Origin of the sequence: Rossellomorea sp. KS-H15a (genome assembly GCF_024195245.1) — a bacterium.
In the GTDB taxonomy this organism is placed as follows: Bacteria; Bacillota; Bacilli; order Bacillales; family Bacillaceae_B; genus Rossellomorea; species Rossellomorea vietnamensis.
In genome coordinates this window covers 2,673,874-2,695,566 of the sequence record NZ_CP096886.1, presented here as the reverse complement: position 1 = coordinate 2,695,566, position 21,693 = coordinate 2,673,874, and the positions used below count along the sequence as shown (strand labels likewise).

The window sequence follows — 21,693 nt, the reverse complement described above, 5'->3', positions numbered from 1 at the left end:
ATTAGAGCCGTGTTTGTATCATTTCTTATTAATTCATCACCCATTTATCCTTCATAAATAGAACTCTGCCAATGGCAAAGATGATTACCATGATCACCAGATTGCTTCCTATCGTAATCGCGATGTGCTGATAATCGACCACACCCATCAACAGTTCTTTAAATTGGCTGAATAAGTTTAGAATCGGTATGGCAAAATGTTTGAAGGTGAGCTCATTTAGTCCGACATTTGTGATAATCATGCCTGGAAACGCCGCAAGCATCATAATTGGCGCACTGTAGCTACCGGCTTCTTTAACGGTTTTCCCCAGAATGCTTGTGATCATCTGCAGGGAAGCGATGAACACGGCATACACAATAGTTAGCAGTAGGGAAATCCCTATAATGACATAGACATTCTCTCCAAAGGATACGGCTTCTTTTAAGTTTTCTGTAAACAGGCTGATCTCCATCGCGAGGACAATAAGCGTGACAAGACCTGTAATGACACCTACTGAAGCAATGGTCAACCATTTAGAAAGCATTAATGTGGAGCGTTTGACGGGTGTCATGAGTAATGCTTCCATCGTTTTCTTTTCTTTTTCCCCAGCAAATAAGTCAGCTGCCGATGGGGCGGTTCCCACTCCTATGGATATAGCCAGGATTAGCGGAACAAGAAAAGATAACAGGAACATACTCCCCTCTTCATCTGACACTTCCTGTTTTGTGATGGTGAATGGCTGAATGACAGAAAGGTCCGTCCCTTCAGCTCTCAACCTTTCTGACGTAACCACTTTCTCAAAGGCGGTGAGAGAGTTGGTAACTGCATTCATCAGGTTGCTGGAGTTCTGGCTGAAGGAATCTCCGATCAAGGTGATATCAGCTTGCTTTCCTTCATTGATATTTTGAATGAAATCACTGCTCACAATCATGGCAACAAGTGCTTCTCCCTCTTCAACGGCTTTCCTGGGATCGTCTGTTTTCACTAATTCAATCGTTTCATTTCCTGAGAAAATTTGAGTGACGTCCTTACTGACATTGGAGTCGACTGCGAGGGCATACGTTTCACCTTCTCCACTTGAAACCATATTTTCATAGAAGAAAACGAGTCCACTCATCATAAAAATCGGAAGAAAGACGGTCAAAAGAAGAGTTCTCCTGTCTCTGAAGCTGTCTTTCAATTCTTTTAAATAGATACTAAGAAGCATAATGTTCATCCCCTCTCACCAGTTTACTCATAAAGATATAATTAAGATCCCTGCTCTTTTCAGTCTTATATAATTCTTCGATATCCCCCTGGTACACCAATTCCCCTTTATGCATCATGGCTACTTTGTCACATAGCATGGAGACTTCTTCCATGATGTGACTGGAGAAGAGGATGGTCTTTCCTTCTCGTTTTAATTGATGTACAAGTTGGCGGAATACATTCGAAGAAGTGATGTCGAGACCAGTCGTCGGTTCGTCAAACAAAATGATTTCGGGATTATGAATCAGGGTTCTGGCAATGGCTACCTTCTGACGCATACCTTTGGAGAAACCTCCCACTCTTCTGTCAAGATAGTCTCTCATCCCGAACATCCGGGAGAGGTCGTCGATTCTCACCTTTGTTTCATGTTTGCTTAATCCGTATAATCGAGCAAAGTATTGAAGATTCTCCCTTGCAGATAATCGGTCATATAAACCGGTTTCCCCACCAAATAATACACCGATCTTGGTTTTGATTTCGTTTGGTTCTTTTAAGGTATCGTGACCTGCAACTTCTATTGAACCCTCGGTGGGTGTCAATAAGGTGGCAATCGTTCTAAGAAGTGTCGTCTTTCCGGCACCATTTTCGCCTAACAGCCCGACCACTTCACCTTTTTGAATCGAAAGAGAAACATGTTTTAATGCGGTTACATATTTTTTCTTATCTTTAAACTGTTTTGTAACTTCATGAATATAAATCAATTTTCTCACCTCATTAAGTATGATTGTAATGTCATCTTACAAATAATTGGTGATGGAATCTTTACTTATGTCGTGAAATGTCCTTTTCTTGTCGTGAAAATGCCAAATTCTTCATGAAAGATGGTAAAATGAAGGAGAACTTCAGAAGATGCGAGGGGAATGGAAATGAAGATTGGTCTCGTAGACGATCGAATGATTGACTTAGATAAATTAAATGGCATCGTTTCCCGTGCCGAGGGACTGGAAATCGTCTTTTCCACCACCTCCGCCGAGGAAGCCTATGACCAAATCAAGAAAGAAACCATCGACGTATTGATTGCAGATATTGAGATGCCCCACCTATCCGGATATGAATTGGCAGACATCATCCACTCACATGCTCTCAACATATCGGTGATCTTCGTGACGGCAAACAGTGGATATGCTGTCCATGCCTTTGAATTGAATGTCCATGACTATATTATGAAGCCATATACAAATGATCGCCTGATGAAATCCATCGAGCGACTTATGGAAAAGTCGAGAACGGCAGAATTGAAGGGCCGACTCTATTTAAAGCAAAAAAATGATATACATATCATTCAAAAGAAAGATATCGTCTTCATTGAAAGATCTGGCCGATCCACGACGATTTACACCAAAGAGGAAAGGATCAAAACCTATCTGACCTTGAATGAATTAGAAGGAGAATTACGGGAAAGGGATTTCATCCGTTCCCATCGTTCCTTCATCATCAATATACACTTTGTAAAGAATTTCTCTCTCTATGCGAAGAATTCTTATGTGATTACATTTGATGGAATCGAGGCACAGGCAATGATCACAAAGGAAAAAGTAGAGTATCTGCAACAACATTATTTCTAAAAGGTGGAGCCCGATGTGAAACAAATGAAAATTTATTGGTTAATTCTTTCCCTATTTGCCTTTATACATATTCACGCATTATTAACGAACCTACAATGGGATCTACCCCTTTATTTCACTTATGCAGCAATCTTTTTCGTAACGTATCTGTGTTATAGAAAAATGAACATAAAGTCTTTTGGATTCGATCAGAAATGGAGCAACCTGCTTTCCCTCACACAACTATTTCTCTTACTTCCGTATTTGATCATTGATTCAACATGGTTACCAGCGATCTTTTTTATGATTTTTATCGGGATTGAGTGGGTCCGATGGGATGTCTCCTCCAAATTTATTGGGCTTCAGAATGATATTGAGCAGTTCGAGATGGAACGACTTCATTTATCCGAAACATTTCGGGTTGTACGAAGTGAGCGGCATGATTTCCTCAAACATATTTCGTCCATTCACTATATGCTCGAACATCACCATCACGAAGAGGCAGCTGCCTATTTAGACGATTTGGTGGACGGGTATGAAGAAACCAACCTTTCCATTAAAGGGGAACGTGGAAGTGTGGCCGGAATTCTCCACCAGATGTACAATCGAGGAAAGACTTGCGGGGTGACGATGATATATGATGTGGATATGCCCCTTTCCACGTTACCCCTCCCAGATAAGAAGATTGTGACACTCCTTGGGAATCTGTTGTCCAATAGTATTGAGGCTTCAGCCGAATGGCTTGAACATTACAATAATGGAGCAAGCGTCAGCCTCCAGTTTTATAAACGAAGCGGGCTTTATATGCTGGTTTGCAAGAACCCTTCCCTCCCGATATCGCCATCGATCCTTGATGAGCTATATCAAAGCTACGGACATACAACAAAGGAAGGCCACGAAGGTCTCGGCACCAAGATCATTCAGGAAACCGTAAAAGAGTATAATGGTTTTCTGGATTTTGTGTATAAGGAAGAAGAATTTACGGTGAAAATTAAAATCCCGGCGATTCATTAGGGAAACCCAATTGACCAATAGATATTGCTAACGAAATGGTAAAGGTTGTAACATCTGAACATTCATTTTCATAAACAAAACACATTCATACGTTTCAGCAAACTTGTAGAGGGGAATATTTTTATGAATGAATCGAGAGGAGGAACCTCAATGAGTGGAGCATCTGGAGCTGTTTTGTTTATAATTATTCCTCTATTAATTATTGCGGTCATTATTGGAATAACGATTAGTTACTTTAGAAAAAAAGCGAAAAAAAATAAAAATTTCTAGGATTAATTGTTTAATTGACTTGAGAAAAAGGCTTGGTAGTACGAGCCTTTTTTTGTTTCATATACAACTAAAAAACAAATAAATGATCAAGGCATTTATCGATGACCATCTCTGCGCGCTTGAATATAACCATAGTACGCGCATGTGCCATTTTCAGTTAAGTCTTTCACCTCGAATCCACAGGTTTCATAGAACGTAAAATTGTTTGCAGAGGTATGGGCAAACCAATCTCCATGTGGTAATTTGTTTACACAGAGCTCAACAAGTTTTTTCCCTATCCCCCTGCCCTGATATTCTGATAATACCACTAGGTCCATGATATTGGCGGCCATGACCTTGTCTGATATGACCCTGACCATGGCAATCATCTTGTCTTGATCCCAAACCGTGAATGCCCAGGTCGAGTTAGTGAATATCAAGGAAAACTTTTCTTTCTGCCATGAAGGTGTGTTTCTAGCCCAACCTGCATCTTCAAATAATGCTTCAACATAATGTGCAGGCACTCCCTCCGTTCCTTCTCGAATGACAAAACCGTTGAAATACTGATACATTTTCAGTTCCCCCAATTCTTTTCAAATGGATCTCTCCATTTTTAGAACTATTAATAATATGCTCTGTATACTTCACCAATGAGCCCCTTTAGCTGATGGATACCTGTGTCTGTATTCGTCATGATCACGAGACCCGCTTCTTCATATGGATATGCAACCATCATACCTTGAAAGCCGACTCCCCATCCCAGTGAGGAAACTTCTAACCCTTTTTCATGAGTATCACGAAAAACACCAAGCCCCATCCACTCTTTTTCAAATTGAGGGGCAATCATCTCTTTAGCACTGACCGAAGAGAGAAGATTACTTTCGCCTTTGATTGCTTTCATCCATTCAGTAATCAATAGAGCAACATCCGTTGGGGTGGTCCATAATCCTGAAGCTGCAGGATAGGGGTATATGGGGTATTCTCCGGTTACCAGGGCACCATCCTTGGTATGGCCACAGGAGAACTGATCTTTGGATGCCGGCAGCTGAAAAGTACTATTCTTTAACTGTAGGGGCAGGAATAAATATTTTTCCATTACCCCTTCGAATGATTCTCCCATGATATCCTCTATCACAAGCTGGATGACGCAGAAGCCGGCATCGGAATAGGAAAATTCGCTTCCAGGCTTATATTTCACTTCGATTGGAATCTCACAATAGGGTGTTTTCCCTTCCAATATTTCGACCATGGAAGGGGTATCAGACATAGATAAGATTTCAGAAAAAGAGCCTTCCGGATCCACAATTCCTGAATGGTGACTCAGTAAATGCCTCAATGTTATGATTCCGAGAGAATTCCCGGGAACTTTCCATGATGACAGGTACTCATTAATATTTCTATCTATATCCAGAATGCCCTGTTCAGATAGAGTCATCACTAACATGGAGGTGAAAAACTTACTGATTGAACACGAATGAAAGATTGAGTCATGTTCCACTCGTCTATTTGTTCCTACCTCAAGAAAACCAAAGCAGTCGGTTTTACTTATGCAGGCGCCTTCAATTGTAGCCATGCTGACTCCGACTATTTGATAATCTTTCAATTTCTTGTTAAAGTCGATTGTTTGTGGTTTCATTGGATCCCCCCACTACTTCCATAATTAAGAATTCCCCTGAAAATGATGGGAACATCTTTCATATTCCTTCTCCAAACCATGTGATCCGAACCTTCACCCCAGTAATCCTTCAACCAATAATCGGGATATCCCAATTTTCTTGTCCATATCGTTTGAGCGCTAGCATATCCACTATCCATGCAAAACTCTTCAATCCCCCGATTTAGAAACGTAAGAAGCATCGTGTTCAAAAGGAGCGAACCAATCCCACATCTTTGGTAACCGGGATGAACAAAAACCGTTCCTATCTCATATACATCCCTTAGAGCGCCACCGGTAGTGCGATTGATGAGCTCAGTGGAATGACCGTATTCGATGGTACCTACTATCTCTTGACCATCTTTTGCTATTAGGAAATACCGTTCTGTCCCATTACTATCAAAGTCAGATTGTAAGTAGGCATTCTTGGTTTCTAGTTCATTCTTTAAATCTTCATGGAACAAAGAGATCCCTTCTTTGGCAAAGGTATCTTGAATAACCGTTGTAAAAAATTGGGTCAGTTTTTGTTTATCGGTTGATTTTGGTCTGCAAATTTCAATTCTATTCATAGTCGTTCACCCCTGAATTAGGCTACCAAATCACAACAACTGGATCAAAATGCATTCTTTTCAGTGAGCATTCTTCTAATCAGCCGGATTTGGCCCCTGTGATTGATCTCATCCTCGAATACATGAAACCAGATGAAATAATGGTTGGAAGGCTGATTATCCCATAATCTGCTTTCAAAGAGCCATTCATCATTACGCACGGAAAACTCCTGGAATGTTTTCTTTCTGACCTCCCCAAGTTTTGTCAGATAAAATTCAAGAGGGTTCCCATTTATATTCTTTCGACCTTTTTCTCCTAGGCTATAGGCTGCACCCCATTCAGCCATTTCCTGTTCGTTTGGCCTTCTCCCATCAAATAGTTCTATTTGAAACCCTTTTTCTACCGCCGCCATATGGAGCAATAGAGCTCCGATACTGTTAGCACCTTCACATGGTAAAAAGTCCAGTTCAGAGGGGGTTAATCCTCTCACACTTTCCAATGTCGTTTTTCTGGCATAGTCCATCTGAGAGACCAGGTAACTGATTTGCGGACTATAACCCTTTCGTGAGTCTATTTTATATTCCATAGATTATCGCACCTTATCTGTCATATTGATTAAACGACTGGATTCGAGAGCTGCTGTTTCACTGGGAAAACGTCTTTAGGTACCCATCCCTCTTCGCCATTTTTCTTGATTAAGTCATAACCACTGCAACTACTGTCAACAACCGAGATGATATCTCCAATATCCACAGAGATCTGCGCACATGAAAGATCCGTTTTTGCTGAATATGTTCCCTTTTCACTTTCATGAATGTACTCATTTTTAACATATAATAGATCATCCGTTCCAACTTGTTTGCACAGTGTAAAATGCTCAAATGGTTGGAGTGGTATCAATTCGTAGTTTGGGTAGGAAATGGACCCCGACATGATTGGTTCTGATATGTAGCCCTTCACCACTTCACATGTTAAGTGATGATCGGTATAGGTTTGGGAAAAGCTGTCCCCGTTCTTGGTTCTATGTATGATAAATGCATTTAACTGACCTGTCGATTTAATGACATTCCCGCCGTCAATGGAGATGATTTTCTTATCTTCCCTTACAACCGGATTATTGGAAGGAATGTCACTGGAATAATTGACAACAGGCCAATGGCCGACAATGACATATTTCCCTGATCGATGTGATTTCTCGAGGAATGCAGGCATCGTGATCGCTGCTATTCGATCCGTTTCTCTCCAATCCTCACCATCATCAAGACCTGCATGGACGTAAATATAGTCGTCTGTTTCGATGGCAGTCGGTAACTCCATCAGCCATTGTATTTCATGGGGAAAATGTCGGGTAAGGATCTCTTTCACCTCCTGAACCGCAGTATCCTCTTTGAGTTCAAATCCTACTTCATCAAGCCACTCTTTCAATATGGAATGTTTTCTTGATCTGATATAGTTCATCAATTTAGGATTCTCTTCAAGAAGATCTTCTACTACAGTGTCGCAATTCCCCTCCGTTACATGAACATTCGGGTTCCTCTTTGTTAATTCCATGATATATCGGACAGTCCCTTTACTGTTGCTTCCTTTTTCACAAAGATCACCATTTATGAATAGATGGTCTTCTGAACTGAAATTCACTTTTTGTAGGAGCTTGATAAAAAGATTCAGTTCTCCATGTATGTCCGAGATTACTATGACTCTGCCTTGATTTGGTAAGATCACTCGTTTTATTTTCTTCAATGTGGTCTCCTTCCTCGAGCAATGGTCAATCGCTCCTATTCATTTAGGCGGTTTTCTAGAACATATTCCAATAACCCCTCTATACTTCCCGAATACTTTTCCACTTCAGGTAAGTGGTAAAATGTAGTCGTGTTTGTAAGATCATATACCTCACCTTTGGGGGAATATAGGATGGTGCGTTTTCCAAGTCCCAGCGCTATTCCCAGTTCGACGTGACTTCCTTTTCCTCCAGGAAGTATAATGATGACCACATTTGATTCAGTGATGGCATCTTTTTCATTCTGTCCGATATGCTGAAGGTCTTTCAATGATGATGCGCGATCATTCCTGGTCCAATCATATGTATGGCTAAAGCCTTTCTGTTCAAGTCGATCACTTACATGTCGCACAAGGTCCTTATTTGCAAAGCTTGAGCCAATATAAAACTTCATCATTAACACCCTCTTTAGATTGAATACTAGTTTCGATACAATTTAGCTGCTGTTATTGTTACCCCATTACGGATAGATAAAAAGATAAAAAATCAGTTTTTATTTACTCACTAACCCATCATGAGGAAAAGGATCAATACAAGTCCAGTGAACATATAAGTTGAATATTTTTTTCTGTCGATTCCTATCCTAAGTTCCCAAAGACCGACTGTTATTAAATACGCTCCCAGCAGTCCCATGACAAAAGGCAGTATGATAAACAATAGCAATTCAACTCCCCCATTCCTAATACAGCTATTGATAGTACGAACGCATATTCCAATTATTCCAAATTATTTAATAAAACACAATCCTTTCCAAAATTAAAAGGTGCCACCCTAATGTAAGGGTTGACACCTTCTCTACTCCTTTAACCGGTCCCGACGCCGATCAATGTAAAGTGTTCCATTTTCCTGCAACTCAACATAAAATGCATCTTGAAGTTTCACTTGGAAGTGGTGCAGCTGATTTCGAAGCCACTCTTCAGATATGCCCACTTCCTTTAAATTCTGATACAGGATGTTCCCATCAACGATTAATTCTGTTGGGATGTATGTAGGTTTACCGGTTATGATATCCTGATCCTTTTTGGTTAATGGTTGATTGTCGGATTTTAAAAACACGGTTAATTTCCCATCAGGTTCGAAGATGGCGGTATCAACTTCGTTAGTAGAAAATACATTTTTTTCTCTTAGGAGCATGCTTAAATCGTCCATATTCAGATGATGTTTCCCTAACGTATCTTCAAGAATTTTACCATTCTTCATGACAATGACCGGTTGCCCATCCATCACTACCCGTGCTCTCGGTGATTTGAGTCCGATATATCCAACCAGGAGTGTTAAGACACTCCACCAGACAAGGCTGGTGAGTCCTTCAAAAAAAGGCGTCTTCGATTCACCTGCAATATCTGCTGCAATGGAACCGATGGTGATCCCGGTTATATAGTTAAAAAAAGTTAACTGGCTCAATTGTTTCCTTCCAAGCAAACGGGCGACAAGGAGGAGAACCAGGAAGCTTGCTGTTGAACGAGCAATCATTTCAAAGTAATCAACGTGAATCAATTCGGTTCGACTCCTACAGGTATTTTCTATTAGTATTGTTTAATAAGTATCTAATATACTTTACCCCGTCACCATGCATTTGAAAAACCCCGCTACCGCATAACGGCTTATGAAGTTATCATGATATCTGCCGATTCTGCAGGATGATACCGATTGATATAATAATCTTCTGCTTTCCAATATCTATTTTCGAATTTTGACCTATTCTTTTTCGTTTCGTTTGATTCGCGGTTAAACCTCGTCTCCCTCGAACAGTCCAAATAGATAATCTTATCAAAAAAATGTCTCCACTCTTCCCTCTGAAGAAATACTCCTTCAATAATGATTAAACCTTTCTTTGGCAACGGAATGGTTCTGTCGTCATGAGTGTCTCGCGAGCCTTCATAAAATGGGAGAGTGATCTGTTCCTCTGCTTTCAATTTCTGAAAGAAGTGATTTGAAAGCCATTCTACATCCCACTGCAAATGAAAATATTCCTGCCATTCTTCTGAACCAGTATGATAACGGCGTGCCCGTTCAACGATAAAATCATCCAGATGAAAAATTTGATAGGGACGATCTTCTTTCTCTAATTCAAAGCGTAATTGTTGAACCAAAGTAGTCTTCCCCGAACGACTTAATCCGTCTATCCCCAACACAAATCTCGAATTACCATGGTGGGCACCCATACTATTCAACAAATCCATATAGGAATTCAACTTATCCACTCCTCTACCTCTTAGTTAATTCCACATCATATTTTACCATTATTTTCATAAAAGAGGGACGGACCTCTCTTTTCAGAGCAAAATCCTTTTGTATAGGGATTCTTTCTGAAAAATGGAGGTCCGTCCCTCATTCTATACTTGGATGAAGTGGGTTGGTTTGCCTATGCTGTAGAGCGTTAGTTCGTGCATGGCTCGTGTGCATGCGGTGTAGAATAGTCTTCGTAGACTTTCTTCATCGTATGTTTGGGCTGATGCGTCGTAAATAATGACGGCGTCGAATTCGATTCCTTTGGCTAAGTAAGCAGGTATGACGACAACGCCTTGTTCATATTCGAGGGAGACGCTTTTCATTAGTTTCAGGTTCTCGACTTGGTTTAATGAACCAAATACACGTTCACTTTCTTCAGCGGTTTTGCATATGACGGCGATTGAATGGTACCCATGCGCCTTCCATTTCTCAATTGTTCCGGTAATTTGATCATACAGGTCATCATGGTCTGTGACTGTCGTTATGACAGGATTTGCTCCATCCCGCTCGAAAGCGGAGATATGTTCCCCGCCGGGAACCAGCCTTCGTGTAAAATCTATGATTGGTTTAGTGGACCGGTAGCTCTCGGTCAGGTTAATCTGATCTGTTTCATCCGGACCATACAATTCTGTCAGATTACTGAAATCAACATGTTCGTTTGCATGAGCAAAGATAGCCTGATTAAAATCTCCGAGGACGGTCAATTTCGCTGAAGGAAACAGCCTCTTGATGAACTCAAATTGAAATGGAGAGTAATCCTGTGCTTCGTCGATGAGTACATGCTTAATGGATGTATTCGTTTGGAAACCGAGAATCAGCTCTTTTAATAGTAAGAATGGCGTCGCATCTTCGTAATAAAGTTTCCCTTTGTCAAGCATTCTCAACGTCAAACGGCATATATATTCCCATTTCCCAGGTGTATTCCTACTCATTAAAGAACGAATCATCAGAGGATCTGTAAAGAGCTGCTGATAAACCCCTTTTACATCCACATATTGGAGGGTCTTGATCCATTTGCGTAGCTTCTTGAACTTTTTTCGTACAACCAATCTTCTCAACGCTTCGTACTCTACTTCGTAATCATCGGAGATATTTCTCTTCCTAAAATACTTACGCGCCTTATGGTATTGCTCATTGCTCATCAATTCAATCGTTTCTTCCACCCAAGGCTCCACCCGTTCTCGTTTCTCTGCCTGATCGATTTGAATGTTTAGCCATTCAGTCAGCTTTTCGATCCTGTTATGGAAACGAAGTGATGTGTCACATGAATAAAAACGTTCGGTGATCTCTTCAGACGTAACGATCGTCCTTCCCCTGAACATGATTCCTTTGAACTTCATCCCTGAACCCTCTAAGGATTCCCTGTATGATTTGATTGCTTCAAAGAAATCGGTAGATGCCTTGAATTGGATACTCGCCGTACGTGTTTCATACGTTTGGCGGTTGTCTGCTTTCCTCAACACGTACTCGAGCTGATCGTATGGACCCTCAACCTGGAATTCTTTGCTTAATCGGTGGTCCAAATACTCCTGGAAAGTTACCTGCTCCATGTTTTCTTCCCCAAGTTCAGGTAGAACTTGAGAAACATAACTGTTGAACATAGAATTAGGTGAGAACAAAACAATTTGATCTGCTTTCAAGGTTTCCCTATATTTATATAATAAGTACGCAATACGCTGAAGGGCAGCAGATGTTTTCCCACTCCCAGCTGCTCCTTGAACAATGAGGAGCCTGCCCTGGTCATGCCTGATAATCTGATTCTGCTTCTGTTGAATCGTAGCGACAATGCTATGCATGTGATTGTCTGTTCGTTTACCGAGTACCTCCTGTAAAATCTCATCGCCGATCGTGAGGCTCGTATCGAACATGGACTGAATCACACCATCCCTGATGAGATACTGCCACTTGCTTTCCACCACCCCACGGATGATGCCTCCCGGGGTGGTGTATTCGGCCTGCCCTGGTGGATAATCATAATATACACTTGAAATCGGTGCCCGCCAATCGTAAATAAGAAAGTCATTACCTGTTTGATCAGTCAGGGTCGATATCCCGATATAAACCCTTTCAGTGGATTCCCCCTCTTCAGTAAAATCAATGCGCCCGAAATAGGGCTTCCCTTTCATCCTGTGCAAAGCCGATAATTTTTTAAGTGCCTGTTTGTGAGTACTCTCCGAAACGGTTAACGATTGCGCCTGCTGCCTTAAGGCAATAACGGTTTCCAGAAAATCATCGAAGGTATCTGTGTTTACCTTTACCTCATCCCAGAAATGATTTCGGGTCTCCGCCACTTCCTCCTTGCGCCTTCCTGTTTCGGTTTCCAGGGTTTCGATCTGTTGCATGATGTTATCAATCACATCGTCCACTCGCTTTTGCTCATGCCTCATTTCAGATTTCATCTAAGCACTCCTTCAGCTATAAAATTCAGGGTTGACTAACGAGAATATTATGTTGTATAATTATTATTGAGGGTATATGAATATTTTTACCCTAGTAAAAGTGTTTCTGTATTAATTTATCATAATCACAAGACATTTACAATAATAAATTTAAACCTGCACCTACTATTTATCCTAGTGGTGCAGGTTTTTGTGTAGATAGATATCTGCTCTCCCGTTCTAAAAAACCCCATTCTCGTTCACAGGATTCTCCGGAATCGGTTGACCTACGTCCCATAATTCTACGATTCTTCCATTTTTAAATCGAAAAATGTGGACAACCGCTGCCCCTGCATCCTCGGGGTTCTGCCTTACATAGGAATGAACCGCTACTGTCTCTTCATCTTCCATCGCTCGTTTCACTTCAAATCTCTTGTCGGGATTTTTAATAGCATTGTCTTCCATGGCGATCATGAGCGAATCCGGGTCACCACGAAAATAGGGGTTGTGATGACGAAAATCATTTCCTGTGTAATCCTTAAACGCTCCCCGGACATCTCCTGAGGCAACTCGTTCCAGAAACGAAACGGCTATTTCTTTTTTGGACATTGCATATGATTCAGACACTTCCATCACCCTTTCACTATATATATATCACTTAGTTTATTGAACACTCTTCCCTAACTGATTAGTACATCATAAAAAGTTCCATTAAAAAATAAAGTGATGTCCCCTATCGTTCCAATGCAAAAAAAGGTGAAATAATAGGTTGCCTTTGTCACTTCTTTTTTGAAAAGCTCTTTACATGCTTGAATAAAAAGCCGATCAAATTTAAACCAACTGAGTATCCAGGCAATGATAAGGAAACTGGCAATCGTCATTTTCCATCCCTCCCAATCTCTTGCTGACATGACTCACTATACGGTCATCTTCCAACTTGTACTTGCCAGCCATTTCTCTTTCTCTTTATAATCAGGGACAATCTTCCCAACCAACCTCCAGAAAGATCGATCGTGGTTGAGGTGGATCATATGGCACATTTCATGGACAACGACATAGTCGATGACCTCTTGTGGGGCCATGGCCAATTTCCAATTAAAAGTCAGCTGTCTTCTACCGTCGCATGTCCCCCAGGTCTTTTGACTATCTGAAATGCGTACCGACCGGGGCTTGTTCTTAAAATGGTGCTGATGATGAGCAATGCTGCTCTCTACCATGGACTTGCACCTCTTGTAGTAAAAACGTTTCAACGCCTGCTTTATCCGTTCATCTTCAAGCTCTCTGACCTGGATTTTTAGCGTATCCCCGCTAAAAGTGACAGAGTCTTTCGTGATGTCAGGGGTATGAAGAACTTCAATGGGGAAGCTTTTTCCGAGATACAGGAAAGGTTCTCCATGTTGGTAGGACTTCATCTGAGGGCCATTTAAACGCTCCTTCAATTCTTTCGATTTCTGAAGGATCCCATCCCAATGATGCTCAAGCAATCGAATGACAGATTCTTCATCCGTCCCTTTAGGTGCTTGGACTTCAATATTCCCATAGCTATCTAGGAAAATGCCGATTGATTTACGGTTTTTATACTTAAGTTCAAATTGAATCGTCTCTCCTGCATACGTATGATTCATCTTCTAACCCCTATATCTGATTGCCAACCCCTTTAAGAAGTTCCGCGCGTAGCGATCGCCGCATATACGGTAGTTTTTATGGCCTTCTCTTCGAAAAATCGCACCTAATTCCCCTTTGGTGATATGTACGTCAGCCAATTCCAGGATTTCAATCATATCCTCACTGGTTAAGGAAAGTGCAATCTTTACTTTCTTTAAAAGAAGATTATTCACATGTTCATACGTTAATTCCGGTCTTTCCGCCTGTCCAGGCTTCACTTCCCGCTTCCCTCTTTTAAACGTGATAAAACCATTCAAAAAGGATTCGAACATCTCATCGTCACAATGTATGTGATCGTCCCCTTCATTCAACCCTTCTTCATCCATTGACTTCGTCAGCACTTTCATCACTTCATCTTTTGATAATTCTATTCCACCAAGCTTGAAGATGTCTACCATTTCTGTATTTTTAAGATCGAGAGCGTACCGCAATCGAATTAAGATATCGTTATTATCAATATTCATTTGAATGCCTCCTGAGATTTTGCGTTTACTAAATCATTAGCTTACCATCTTAACGGCATAAAAAGAAGCTTGCAAGATAAGATTCTCAAAAAGCATAGGCAAAATAGATCTTCTTTCTAATTCATTCAGAAAAAAATGAAAGGTCCGTCCCTCAAAGAGAACAGACCTTTAAAAGATGTTTAATAATTCATCAAATGATTGAATCTTATAGTCATATGACTCTACTTTTCCAAATCCATACGATGCATATACAAAGGGGATGCCTGCTTCTTTGGCTGCTTTACGATCGCCTTCTGTATCTCCAATATAGACAGGTTCCTTTAATTGGTTTCGGTCAATGATGAGTTTAATGTTTTCCCCTTTTGAAAGACCAGTCCTCCCTGGATTCTCGTAATCATTGAAATGCCTGTCCAGCCCATGATATTCATAGAATGCTTCGATATAACCGTCCTGACAGTTGCTTACTATGAATAAATCGTATTTCTCAGAAAGCTTCTCCAACACTTTCTCTACATGGTCATATATTTGACCACCGTTCTTACTCAGGTGGGGAATTTCATGATAGGAAAGGTCTTTCAATAATTGTTCCCTTTCCTCTTCATTCAATTCCGGGAACAACTTCTTACCAATTTCTTTCATTTGAAGCCCCATGGTACCCTCTAAGTGCCTTCTGGTGATTCCATGCTCTAATTGCTCATGTTCGATGATTGTCTTATTCCAAGCTTCCAGTACCGACTCGATCGGGTCCCACAAGGTACCATCCAGATCAAAGATGATGCTGTCCATATTTCCATCCTCCAGACTCTTTGTATTTTCTGATTTTCTGCATTTGAAAATCTGCCAAGTTGATGATCGCCATTTCTATCATCTAATGATGAATGATCTTCATCTCCTTAACCGGCCAATACACAATATTCGTCGTTCCCACTACTTTATTGATCGGGATCGAGCCGATCTGACGACTGTCCTTGCTGAACCTCCTGTTGTCACCCATGACGAATAATTCACCTTCCGGAACCGTTAGTTGTTTTAAAGGGGTATCCTGTAAAGTGAAATCAGGGGTTAACGCCCCTACCGTCACTTCCTTTTGTTCATCCAGATAAGGCTCATCATATGCTTTACCATTTATGTATAACGTATCGTTTTTATATTCAATCTTGTCACCAGGCAGCCCGATTACACGTTTAATATAATCTTCTGTTTCAGTTGCGTGAAATACGATAATATCAAACCGCTCAGGTTTATCCATTTTGTTTACGATCATGCGGTCATGATCCAGTAAAGTGGTATTCATCGAAGCTCCTTCAACCACAATGGGTATGACGATAAAGGAACGAATAATGACGGCTAACGCTATCCCAATTATCAAAGGCTGTGCCCATCCCATAATCTTTTTGCTTTTATTCACCAATCGATTCATCCTCTCACTTGCAAACTCTCATTCTATTCATCCTCACTGCTTCATTTTAACATATTATTCCTGAATTTTTGTCAACAAATATGAAAGGAGTGGAACAGATAGTTTCATTATAAAGGATGTGAAATCCGACCGATTCCACATCCTTTTTATTAAAGTCAGTTTAATAGTGGCTATGCCCTTCCTCAGCCGCAATTGCGTCAGCCTTGGTTGCATGTACCGTTCCCCGGGGATGGTGTGGAGGTGCATATATCGAGTACAACTTGATAGGCGTATTTCCGGTATTGATGACATTATGCCAGGTACCTGCCGGGATCATGATCGCAAAATCCTGACTTACTTTTTTCTCATAGGTTAAGTTATCCTGGCGATCACCCATTCTCACAATTCCTTCTCCCTGTTCAAGACGGAGGAATTGATCAGTATTGGGATGGATTTCCAAACCGATGTCGTCCCCGGGATTGATGCTCATAAGCGTTACCTGCAGATGTTCACCCGTCCATAAAGCCGTGCGGAACGTGTCATTATTAACCGTCACCTCATCAATGTTCACGGTATACGGGTATGGTCCATAATCCTTAGACAACATCCGATTGTCTTCTTCTGCACCTAACATACTCAATCTTTCGGCATGCCCCCATTCATCCCTGCACGTATTCACGAGGACCTCGTATACCGTGGAATGCTGTGCCTGCATACTGCATATCCGATACAGCTCATAATCTGCAAGCTCCGCTTCATAGCCTCTTTGCAGGCCATCCCGATAGGAATGAAAAGGAATTCTTTCTACATGATAGGTAGGCTGGGTATCGGTAAGGGAAGTGTATAAATTGGTTAATTCCCACCAATGCCTCTCCTCGTCTTCCTTCATCCGCATTAGATTTTGACGTTCCTCACTAGTTGGTGCGGCCCAGGCCAATCGGTCGTATAAATCTGCAGTTGATGCCTTTCTGCTTATACCGTTAAGCAGGGTATTCACTAAGTGCTGAGGATTATCTTCACTTCTTGGTGCAGCGTCTGTAAAGGTTTGGGGGTATGATGAATAGGTCATCGGCACATTGTACATTCTGATCATTCCCTTCTGCTTTTTACCACGATATCATATGCGTGGTTTCAGAAGGTGTGCATCCGCCCAGTTCCAAACTATCCCTCAACTCAGTCAACCAAATAATCCTTTCCTTTTTTCACATACTCTTCCATGATGGCTTCCGGCACAAGATTCCCACCCGTGGCCCATACTAAATGGGTGGCATGTGATAATTCCACGTCAAGAGAGGAAAGGTGTTCCTGCAGATCCGACAGCAAGGGACCAATCATCCCCGCCACTGCAGACGGCTCAACGAAGATGGATTCTGATTGATGCAGCAGGGCAAGCAATTTGAATAGATTAATATCGCTTACCGTATAGACCCCGTTCACCAGTTCGTTAATCATTCTACCTGCAAGGGCAGAGGGTCTGCCCACCGCCAAACCATCCGCTTCCGTACGATTGCTCAGTCCAATATCATGGACTGAAATCCCTTCATGTCTGCCGGATGCAAGTCCAAGGAGCATACAAGGGGAATTAACAGGTTCTGCAAAGTAACAATGGACATGTTCGCCGAATACATGCTTCAAACCATAGGTCACCCCACCTGGACCACCGCCCACCCCGCATGGCAAATATACAATTAAGGGGTGATCATGATCTACTTTAATCCCCTCTTCTTCAAACTGTTTCTTAAGCCTGAGAGCCGCGACTGAATAGCCCATGAATAAATCCTTTGAATTTTCATCATCAATGAAGAAACAATCTGGATCCAACTCACACTGCTTTCTTCCTTCAGCAACCGCGTGGGAGAAATCTTGTTCATGTTCTATAACGTTAACCCCCTTCTCTCTCAGGAGTTCCTTTTTCCATCGCTTCGCATCCCGGGACATATGGACAGTGACCTTGAAACCGAGTGAAGCCCCCACGATTCCTATACTCAAGCCAAGGTTTCCCGTTGAACCGACGGCGATGGAATACCGTGAAAAAAGCTTCTTGAAACGACTCGATGCCAGCACCGAATAGTCGTCTGTCTCTTGGATCCAGTTCTGTTCCAAAGCAACCGTTTCCGCGATTTTTAATACTTCATAAATGCCTCCCCTGGCTTTGATCGAGCCTGCAATCGGGAGCTCGTTATCACATTTGAGGACCAGCTGACCTTGTATCGTTGTTTTAAAATAATCTTGAAGCTCAGTTTGCATGTTTCCCAGTCGCTTGATAGGGGACTCGATGATCCCGTTTACGACTTCAGGAAAGACCTTTTTTATATAGGGAGCAAAACGGGCGAGCCGCTGCTCCGCTTCAACGATTTCCTGGAAGCCACCCCCTGGGATATCACCGGAATTGACTAACGGGTTGGTCCATAAAATTTCTTTATAAGACTGTAAATCCGATAATATTTTCGGATCCATGCCGTGTAGATTGTGAGACATATTGTATTCCCCCTGACTGATATGATTAATTACTGATAACGTAGCACAAATCTATGATAAAATGGATACCAATCTTCAGACTATTAAAATTTCAATTAAAGGAGAGCCTGTTCCCATGTTACCTTCAGAACTAAGAACGAGCATCAGATGCGGAAAGCACCAAACTCACACTTCAGGTGTCTGCCAGGATTATGTACAAGCCAACCTGGTTGTTCTTCCTAAGGAATATGCCTTTGACTTTTTATTATTCACCATGCGCAATCCAAAATCCTGTCCGATTGTAGAAGTGTTGGAACCCGGGCAATTCCGATCCAAGTATGCAAAAAATTCAGATATCCGCACTGACATCCCTCTGTACCATGTATATGAACATGGGCGATTGGTTGAAAAGAAACATCGGATTGATGAAATATGGAGGGATGATCTAGTGAGCTTTCTCATTGGGTGCAGTTTTACATTCGAGAGTCAGCTCATCAAAGGGGACATTCCTCTGCGTCATATAGAGGAAAATAAAAACGTAGCTATGTATCAGACTAGTATTCAGACAGTAAAAGCCGGAGTATTTGAAGGGCCGATGGTCGTTTCCATGAGACCGATACCTGATTCACTCGTACAGAAAGCAACAGATATAACTTCACTATTCCCTAAAATGCATGGTGGTCCTGTTCATATTGGTAATCCTGCTGAAATTGGCATTCTGGATATCACGAAGCCTGATTACGGTGACTTTGTCGGTATCAGGAAAGGAGAAACTCCAATGTTCTGGGCTTGCGGAGTTACCCCTCAGGCAGTGGCACTTCATGCGAAAATCCCCTACATGCTGACCCATTCCCCTGGCTGTATGTTTGTTACCGATTGGGAAAACGAAGAATATTTGCAAGAAGGCAAATAAAATGAGGGACGGACCAGGTCACAAGAAAGGTCCGTCCCTCTATTACCTTCAAGCATTGCTTCTAACCTTCGCAGGTCGCCCGCTCTTGATGAAAAAGGAGAGTAGAAGTCCTGCAATGGCCGTAATGCCGGCAACGATAAATGAGACATTGACTCCATGGATCATCCCTTCGAGTCCTCTGGCGGGATCGGCACTCGTTGTCATCACGGTTACAAGAAGTGCTGTTCCGACGGCACCTGAGACTTGTCTCATCGTATTGTTCATGGCTGTTCCGTGCGGGATCAGACTCCTGTCCAACTGATTCAGCCCGGCAGTGGTTACCGGCATCATGACCATGGCAACCCCGAACATCCTGATGGCATTGACTGTGGCCAAGTACATAAACGATGTGCCTGTCGATAAATTCGTAAACATGAACGTCGTGATCGTAAGAATGGTCAACCCGATAATGGCAAGCCACCGGGCTCCGAACTTATCAAATATCCTCCCGGTAATAGGGTTCATCAGCCCCATCAGGAGAGCCCCTGGGAGGAGCATAAGTCCTGATTCAAAGGCGGAGAAACCCAGCATATTCTGCATAAGAAGAGGAAGGACCGTTGCCGCTCCGATCATCGCGATAAACACGACCATTCCCAGCACTGTCGTTAATGTGAACATCTTATTTTGAAACACGCGGAATTCGAGAATCGGCTGCTTCAACTTAAACTGTCTTGTGATGAACCAGAAGAGTGTCACACTTCCCACAATCATCGAAACGATAACCTGAACACTCCCCCACCCTTGGCTTCCTGCAATACTGAAGCCATACAATAAACCACCGAATCCCAGTGAAGAGAGAATGATCGAAAGGATATCGAGTTTCGGATACGTTTGTTTGGTCACGTTCTTTAAAATGAAATACGCAACGATAAAATCGACGATGACGATCGGTAAAATCACATAGAACAAACTTCTCCAAGGGAATTGTTCAACAAGCCATCCTGAAAGGGTCGGTCCGATTGCCGGAGCGAACGAAATGACCAGCCCGAACATTCCCATGGCCGCTCCCCTTTTCTCAACAGGGTAAATAAGAAAGAGGATGGTTTGCATAAGTGGCATGATTATACCTGCTCCCGAAGCCTGAATGATTCTCCCGACCATCAGGAACCCGAAGTTAGGTGCAATGGCGCATATGAGCGTCCCTCCTGCAAATAAGCCCATTGCACTCAGGAATAAGGCCCTTGTCGTGAAGCGCTCGATCAGGAATGCCGTAATCGGGATCATCACCCCGTTTACGAGCATAAAGATCGACGTCAGCCACTGGGCTGTACTCGCATCCAGATTCAAATCGGTCATAATATGAGGGAGAGCCGTCCCAAGCAACGTTTGATTGAGGATGGCTGCGAACGCCCCTGATATGAGGACTATGAGCAGGGGTGTTTTATTAAAGGTTTCGGAATGGGTATTAGCATCTCTGTCATTCATGTTCTCCCTTCTTTCTATTCAATTATGAAGAGGATTTACACAACCCTCTTTTAATCATGTTAATTTCCTTATCGTATTTTCCCAGTGCTTCTCCAAGCGTCAGTTCATCTGCAATGCTCTGAACAAGATTATGGAATGTGACGGCTGAAAGGATTTGCAACACATGGTACAAATCCGATTTATTATCAATTTCAAATTGATCTTTATTAACTAAGAGGAAGATTTCCTCATAGCGCTGATCGATGGTTTCGCTGGTTAGCGTCTGTGTGAACGTTTTTTCTATTTTGTAATTCATATTCAAAAGGACGTTCCGAATAAAATTATTTTGTCCATTTTCATACGAAAACGCTAGCATTGTATGAAACATGACCCTTGTGGCTTCGAACAAATCCCCATCATGGGTTTCCAACAAAGCAATAAAGGTTTCAAACCGTTTCCGGGCATGCTCTCCTACGAGGTAGAAAAAGGCATCCTCTTTATTCTCAAAATACTGATAGAAGCTTCCCCTCGGGATTCCAGCCGTCTTCAGGATGTTTGCAATGGAGGCATCGTATAGGGATACCCTGGAAAACTCCTTCTTGGCTGCTTCCACCAAAACATTCCTTTTCTCTTCCTTCAAATTGAAGAATGTAGGTTTAGGCAATTTCGCATTCCTCCTTCAAAAAATGACACCGTGTCACATGGAACATTCTCCACTTTAAGTGACA

The 21,693-nt window shown here is 42.0% G+C and carries 24 protein-coding genes; 3 read left to right on the top strand and 21 right to left on the bottom strand.

The window, feature by feature from the left end; translation table 11 throughout:
• Positions 1 to 28: 28 nt before the first annotated feature.
• Together M1J35_RS13630 and M1J35_RS13625 are read right to left on the bottom strand one after the other, a co-directional pair.
• A complete protein-coding gene (locus tag M1J35_RS13630) occupies positions 29 to 1,186 on the bottom strand; it encodes an ABC transporter permease (protein WP_224520071.1) in 1,158 nt (385 codons plus the stop codon).
• Positions 1,176 to 1,928 (bottom strand): ABC transporter ATP-binding protein, encoded by a 753-nt coding sequence (locus M1J35_RS13625; RefSeq protein ID WP_034759629.1) that lies wholly within the window; start codon positions 1,926 to 1,928, stop codon positions 1,176 to 1,178. The genes M1J35_RS13630 and M1J35_RS13625 overlap by 11 nt, the downstream gene beginning before the upstream one ends.
• A 165-nt stretch (positions 1,929 to 2,093) precedes the next feature.
• Between M1J35_RS13625 and M1J35_RS13620 the strand changes: the two genes are divergently transcribed.
• Positions 2,094 to 2,792: a LytR/AlgR family response regulator transcription factor gene (locus M1J35_RS13620; RefSeq protein ID WP_034759630.1), complete on the top strand. Its 699-nt coding sequence runs from the start codon at positions 2,094 to 2,096 to the stop codon at positions 2,790 to 2,792.
• A gap of 24 nt (positions 2,793 to 2,816) precedes the next feature.
• Positions 2,817 to 3,785, top strand: a complete 969-nt coding sequence (locus M1J35_RS13615) for a sensor histidine kinase (RefSeq protein WP_254653761.1) — start codon at positions 2,817 to 2,819, stop codon at positions 3,783 to 3,785.
• Between the two features lie 365 nt (positions 3,786 to 4,150).
• Here M1J35_RS13615 and M1J35_RS13610 read toward each other — a convergent pair whose 3' ends face one another.
• From M1J35_RS13610 to M1J35_RS13530, 17 genes are all read right to left on the bottom strand, one after another.
• Positions 4,151 to 4,606, bottom strand: coding sequence for a GNAT family N-acetyltransferase (locus tag M1J35_RS13610; protein ID WP_254651465.1), 456 nt, complete (start codon positions 4,604 to 4,606; stop codon positions 4,151 to 4,153).
• Positions 4,607 to 4,656: 50 nt separating this feature from the next.
• Positions 4,657 to 5,670 (bottom strand): serine hydrolase domain-containing protein, encoded by a 1,014-nt coding sequence (locus tag M1J35_RS13605; protein ID WP_254651464.1) that lies wholly within the window; start codon positions 5,668 to 5,670, stop codon positions 4,657 to 4,659.
• Entirely contained in the window at positions 5,667 to 6,257 is a 591-nt protein-coding gene (locus M1J35_RS13600) for a GNAT family N-acetyltransferase (RefSeq protein ID WP_254651463.1), read from the bottom strand. The genes M1J35_RS13605 and M1J35_RS13600 overlap by 4 nt, the downstream gene beginning before the upstream one ends.
• A gap of 44 nt (positions 6,258 to 6,301) precedes the next feature.
• Positions 6,302 to 6,823, bottom strand: coding sequence for a DinB family protein (locus M1J35_RS13595; protein WP_254651462.1), 522 nt, complete (start codon positions 6,821 to 6,823; stop codon positions 6,302 to 6,304).
• Between the two features lie 29 nt (positions 6,824 to 6,852).
• Positions 6,853 to 7,977: a metallophosphoesterase gene (locus M1J35_RS13590; protein ID WP_254651461.1), complete on the bottom strand. Its 1,125-nt coding sequence runs from the start codon at positions 7,975 to 7,977 to the stop codon at positions 6,853 to 6,855.
• Positions 7,978 to 8,012: 35 nt separating this feature from the next.
• On the bottom strand, positions 8,013 to 8,411 hold the full coding sequence (locus tag M1J35_RS13585; protein ID WP_318020226.1) for a nucleoside 2-deoxyribosyltransferase: 399 nt from the start codon (positions 8,409 to 8,411) through the stop codon (positions 8,013 to 8,015).
• A 398-nt stretch (positions 8,412 to 8,809) separates the two neighbouring features.
• Positions 8,810 to 9,511 (bottom strand): DUF421 domain-containing protein, encoded by a 702-nt coding sequence (locus M1J35_RS13580; RefSeq protein ID WP_224520078.1) that lies wholly within the window; start codon positions 9,509 to 9,511, stop codon positions 8,810 to 8,812.
• 107 nt (positions 9,512 to 9,618) lie between these two features.
• On the bottom strand, positions 9,619 to 10,197 hold the full coding sequence (locus tag M1J35_RS13575; protein ID WP_254653760.1) for a kinase: 579 nt from the start codon (positions 10,195 to 10,197) through the stop codon (positions 9,619 to 9,621).
• A 153-nt stretch (positions 10,198 to 10,350) separates the two neighbouring features.
• On the bottom strand, positions 10,351 to 12,645 hold the full coding sequence (gene helD, locus M1J35_RS13570; RefSeq protein ID WP_254651460.1) for an RNA polymerase recycling motor HelD: 2,295 nt from the start codon (positions 12,643 to 12,645) through the stop codon (positions 10,351 to 10,353).
• 219 nt (positions 12,646 to 12,864) lie between these two features.
• A complete protein-coding gene (locus tag M1J35_RS13565) occupies positions 12,865 to 13,233 on the bottom strand; it encodes a nuclear transport factor 2 family protein (protein ID WP_254651459.1) in 369 nt (122 codons plus the stop codon).
• 71 nt (positions 13,234 to 13,304) lie between these two features.
• Positions 13,305 to 13,505 (bottom strand): hypothetical protein, encoded by a 201-nt coding sequence (locus M1J35_RS13560; protein WP_254651458.1) that lies wholly within the window; start codon positions 13,503 to 13,505, stop codon positions 13,305 to 13,307.
• Between the two features lie 36 nt (positions 13,506 to 13,541).
• Positions 13,542 to 14,249 (bottom strand): M48 family metallopeptidase, encoded by a 708-nt coding sequence (locus M1J35_RS13555; protein WP_254651457.1) that lies wholly within the window; start codon positions 14,247 to 14,249, stop codon positions 13,542 to 13,544.
• A gap of 3 nt (positions 14,250 to 14,252) precedes the next feature.
• Positions 14,253 to 14,753, bottom strand: coding sequence for a YehS family protein (locus M1J35_RS13550; protein WP_224520082.1), 501 nt, complete (start codon positions 14,751 to 14,753; stop codon positions 14,253 to 14,255).
• Positions 14,754 to 14,921: 168 nt separating this feature from the next.
• On the bottom strand, positions 14,922 to 15,539 hold the full coding sequence (locus M1J35_RS13545; protein WP_254651456.1) for an HAD family hydrolase: 618 nt from the start codon (positions 15,537 to 15,539) through the stop codon (positions 14,922 to 14,924).
• Positions 15,540 to 15,621: 82 nt separating this feature from the next.
• A complete protein-coding gene (lepB, locus tag M1J35_RS13540; protein ID WP_371928671.1) occupies positions 15,622 to 16,173 on the bottom strand; it encodes a signal peptidase I in 552 nt (183 codons plus the stop codon).
• Between the two features lie 160 nt (positions 16,174 to 16,333).
• Positions 16,334 to 17,221 (bottom strand): cupin domain-containing protein, encoded by an 888-nt coding sequence (locus M1J35_RS13535; protein WP_254651455.1) that lies wholly within the window; start codon positions 17,219 to 17,221, stop codon positions 16,334 to 16,336.
• A gap of 104 nt (positions 17,222 to 17,325) precedes the next feature.
• Complete coding sequence (locus M1J35_RS13530; RefSeq protein ID WP_254651454.1) at positions 17,326 to 18,630, bottom strand: D-serine ammonia-lyase; 1,305 nt, start codon at positions 18,628 to 18,630, stop codon at positions 17,326 to 17,328.
• Positions 18,631 to 18,745: 115 nt separating this feature from the next.
• On the opposite strand from M1J35_RS13530, the gene M1J35_RS13525 reads away from it, so the two are divergent.
• Complete coding sequence (locus M1J35_RS13525; RefSeq protein ID WP_224520086.1) at positions 18,746 to 19,522, top strand: putative hydro-lyase; 777 nt, start codon at positions 18,746 to 18,748, stop codon at positions 19,520 to 19,522.
• A gap of 48 nt (positions 19,523 to 19,570) precedes the next feature.
• On the opposite strand, the gene M1J35_RS13520 is transcribed toward M1J35_RS13525, so the two are convergent.
• Together M1J35_RS13520 and M1J35_RS13515 are read right to left on the bottom strand one after the other, a co-directional pair.
• Entirely contained in the window at positions 19,571 to 20,986 is a 1,416-nt protein-coding gene (locus M1J35_RS13520) for an MDR family MFS transporter (RefSeq protein ID WP_254651453.1), read from the bottom strand.
• A gap of 22 nt (positions 20,987 to 21,008) precedes the next feature.
• A complete protein-coding gene (locus M1J35_RS13515) occupies positions 21,009 to 21,629 on the bottom strand; it encodes a TetR/AcrR family transcriptional regulator (RefSeq protein ID WP_254651452.1) in 621 nt (206 codons plus the stop codon).
• Positions 21,630 to 21,693: the final 64 nt, after the last annotated feature.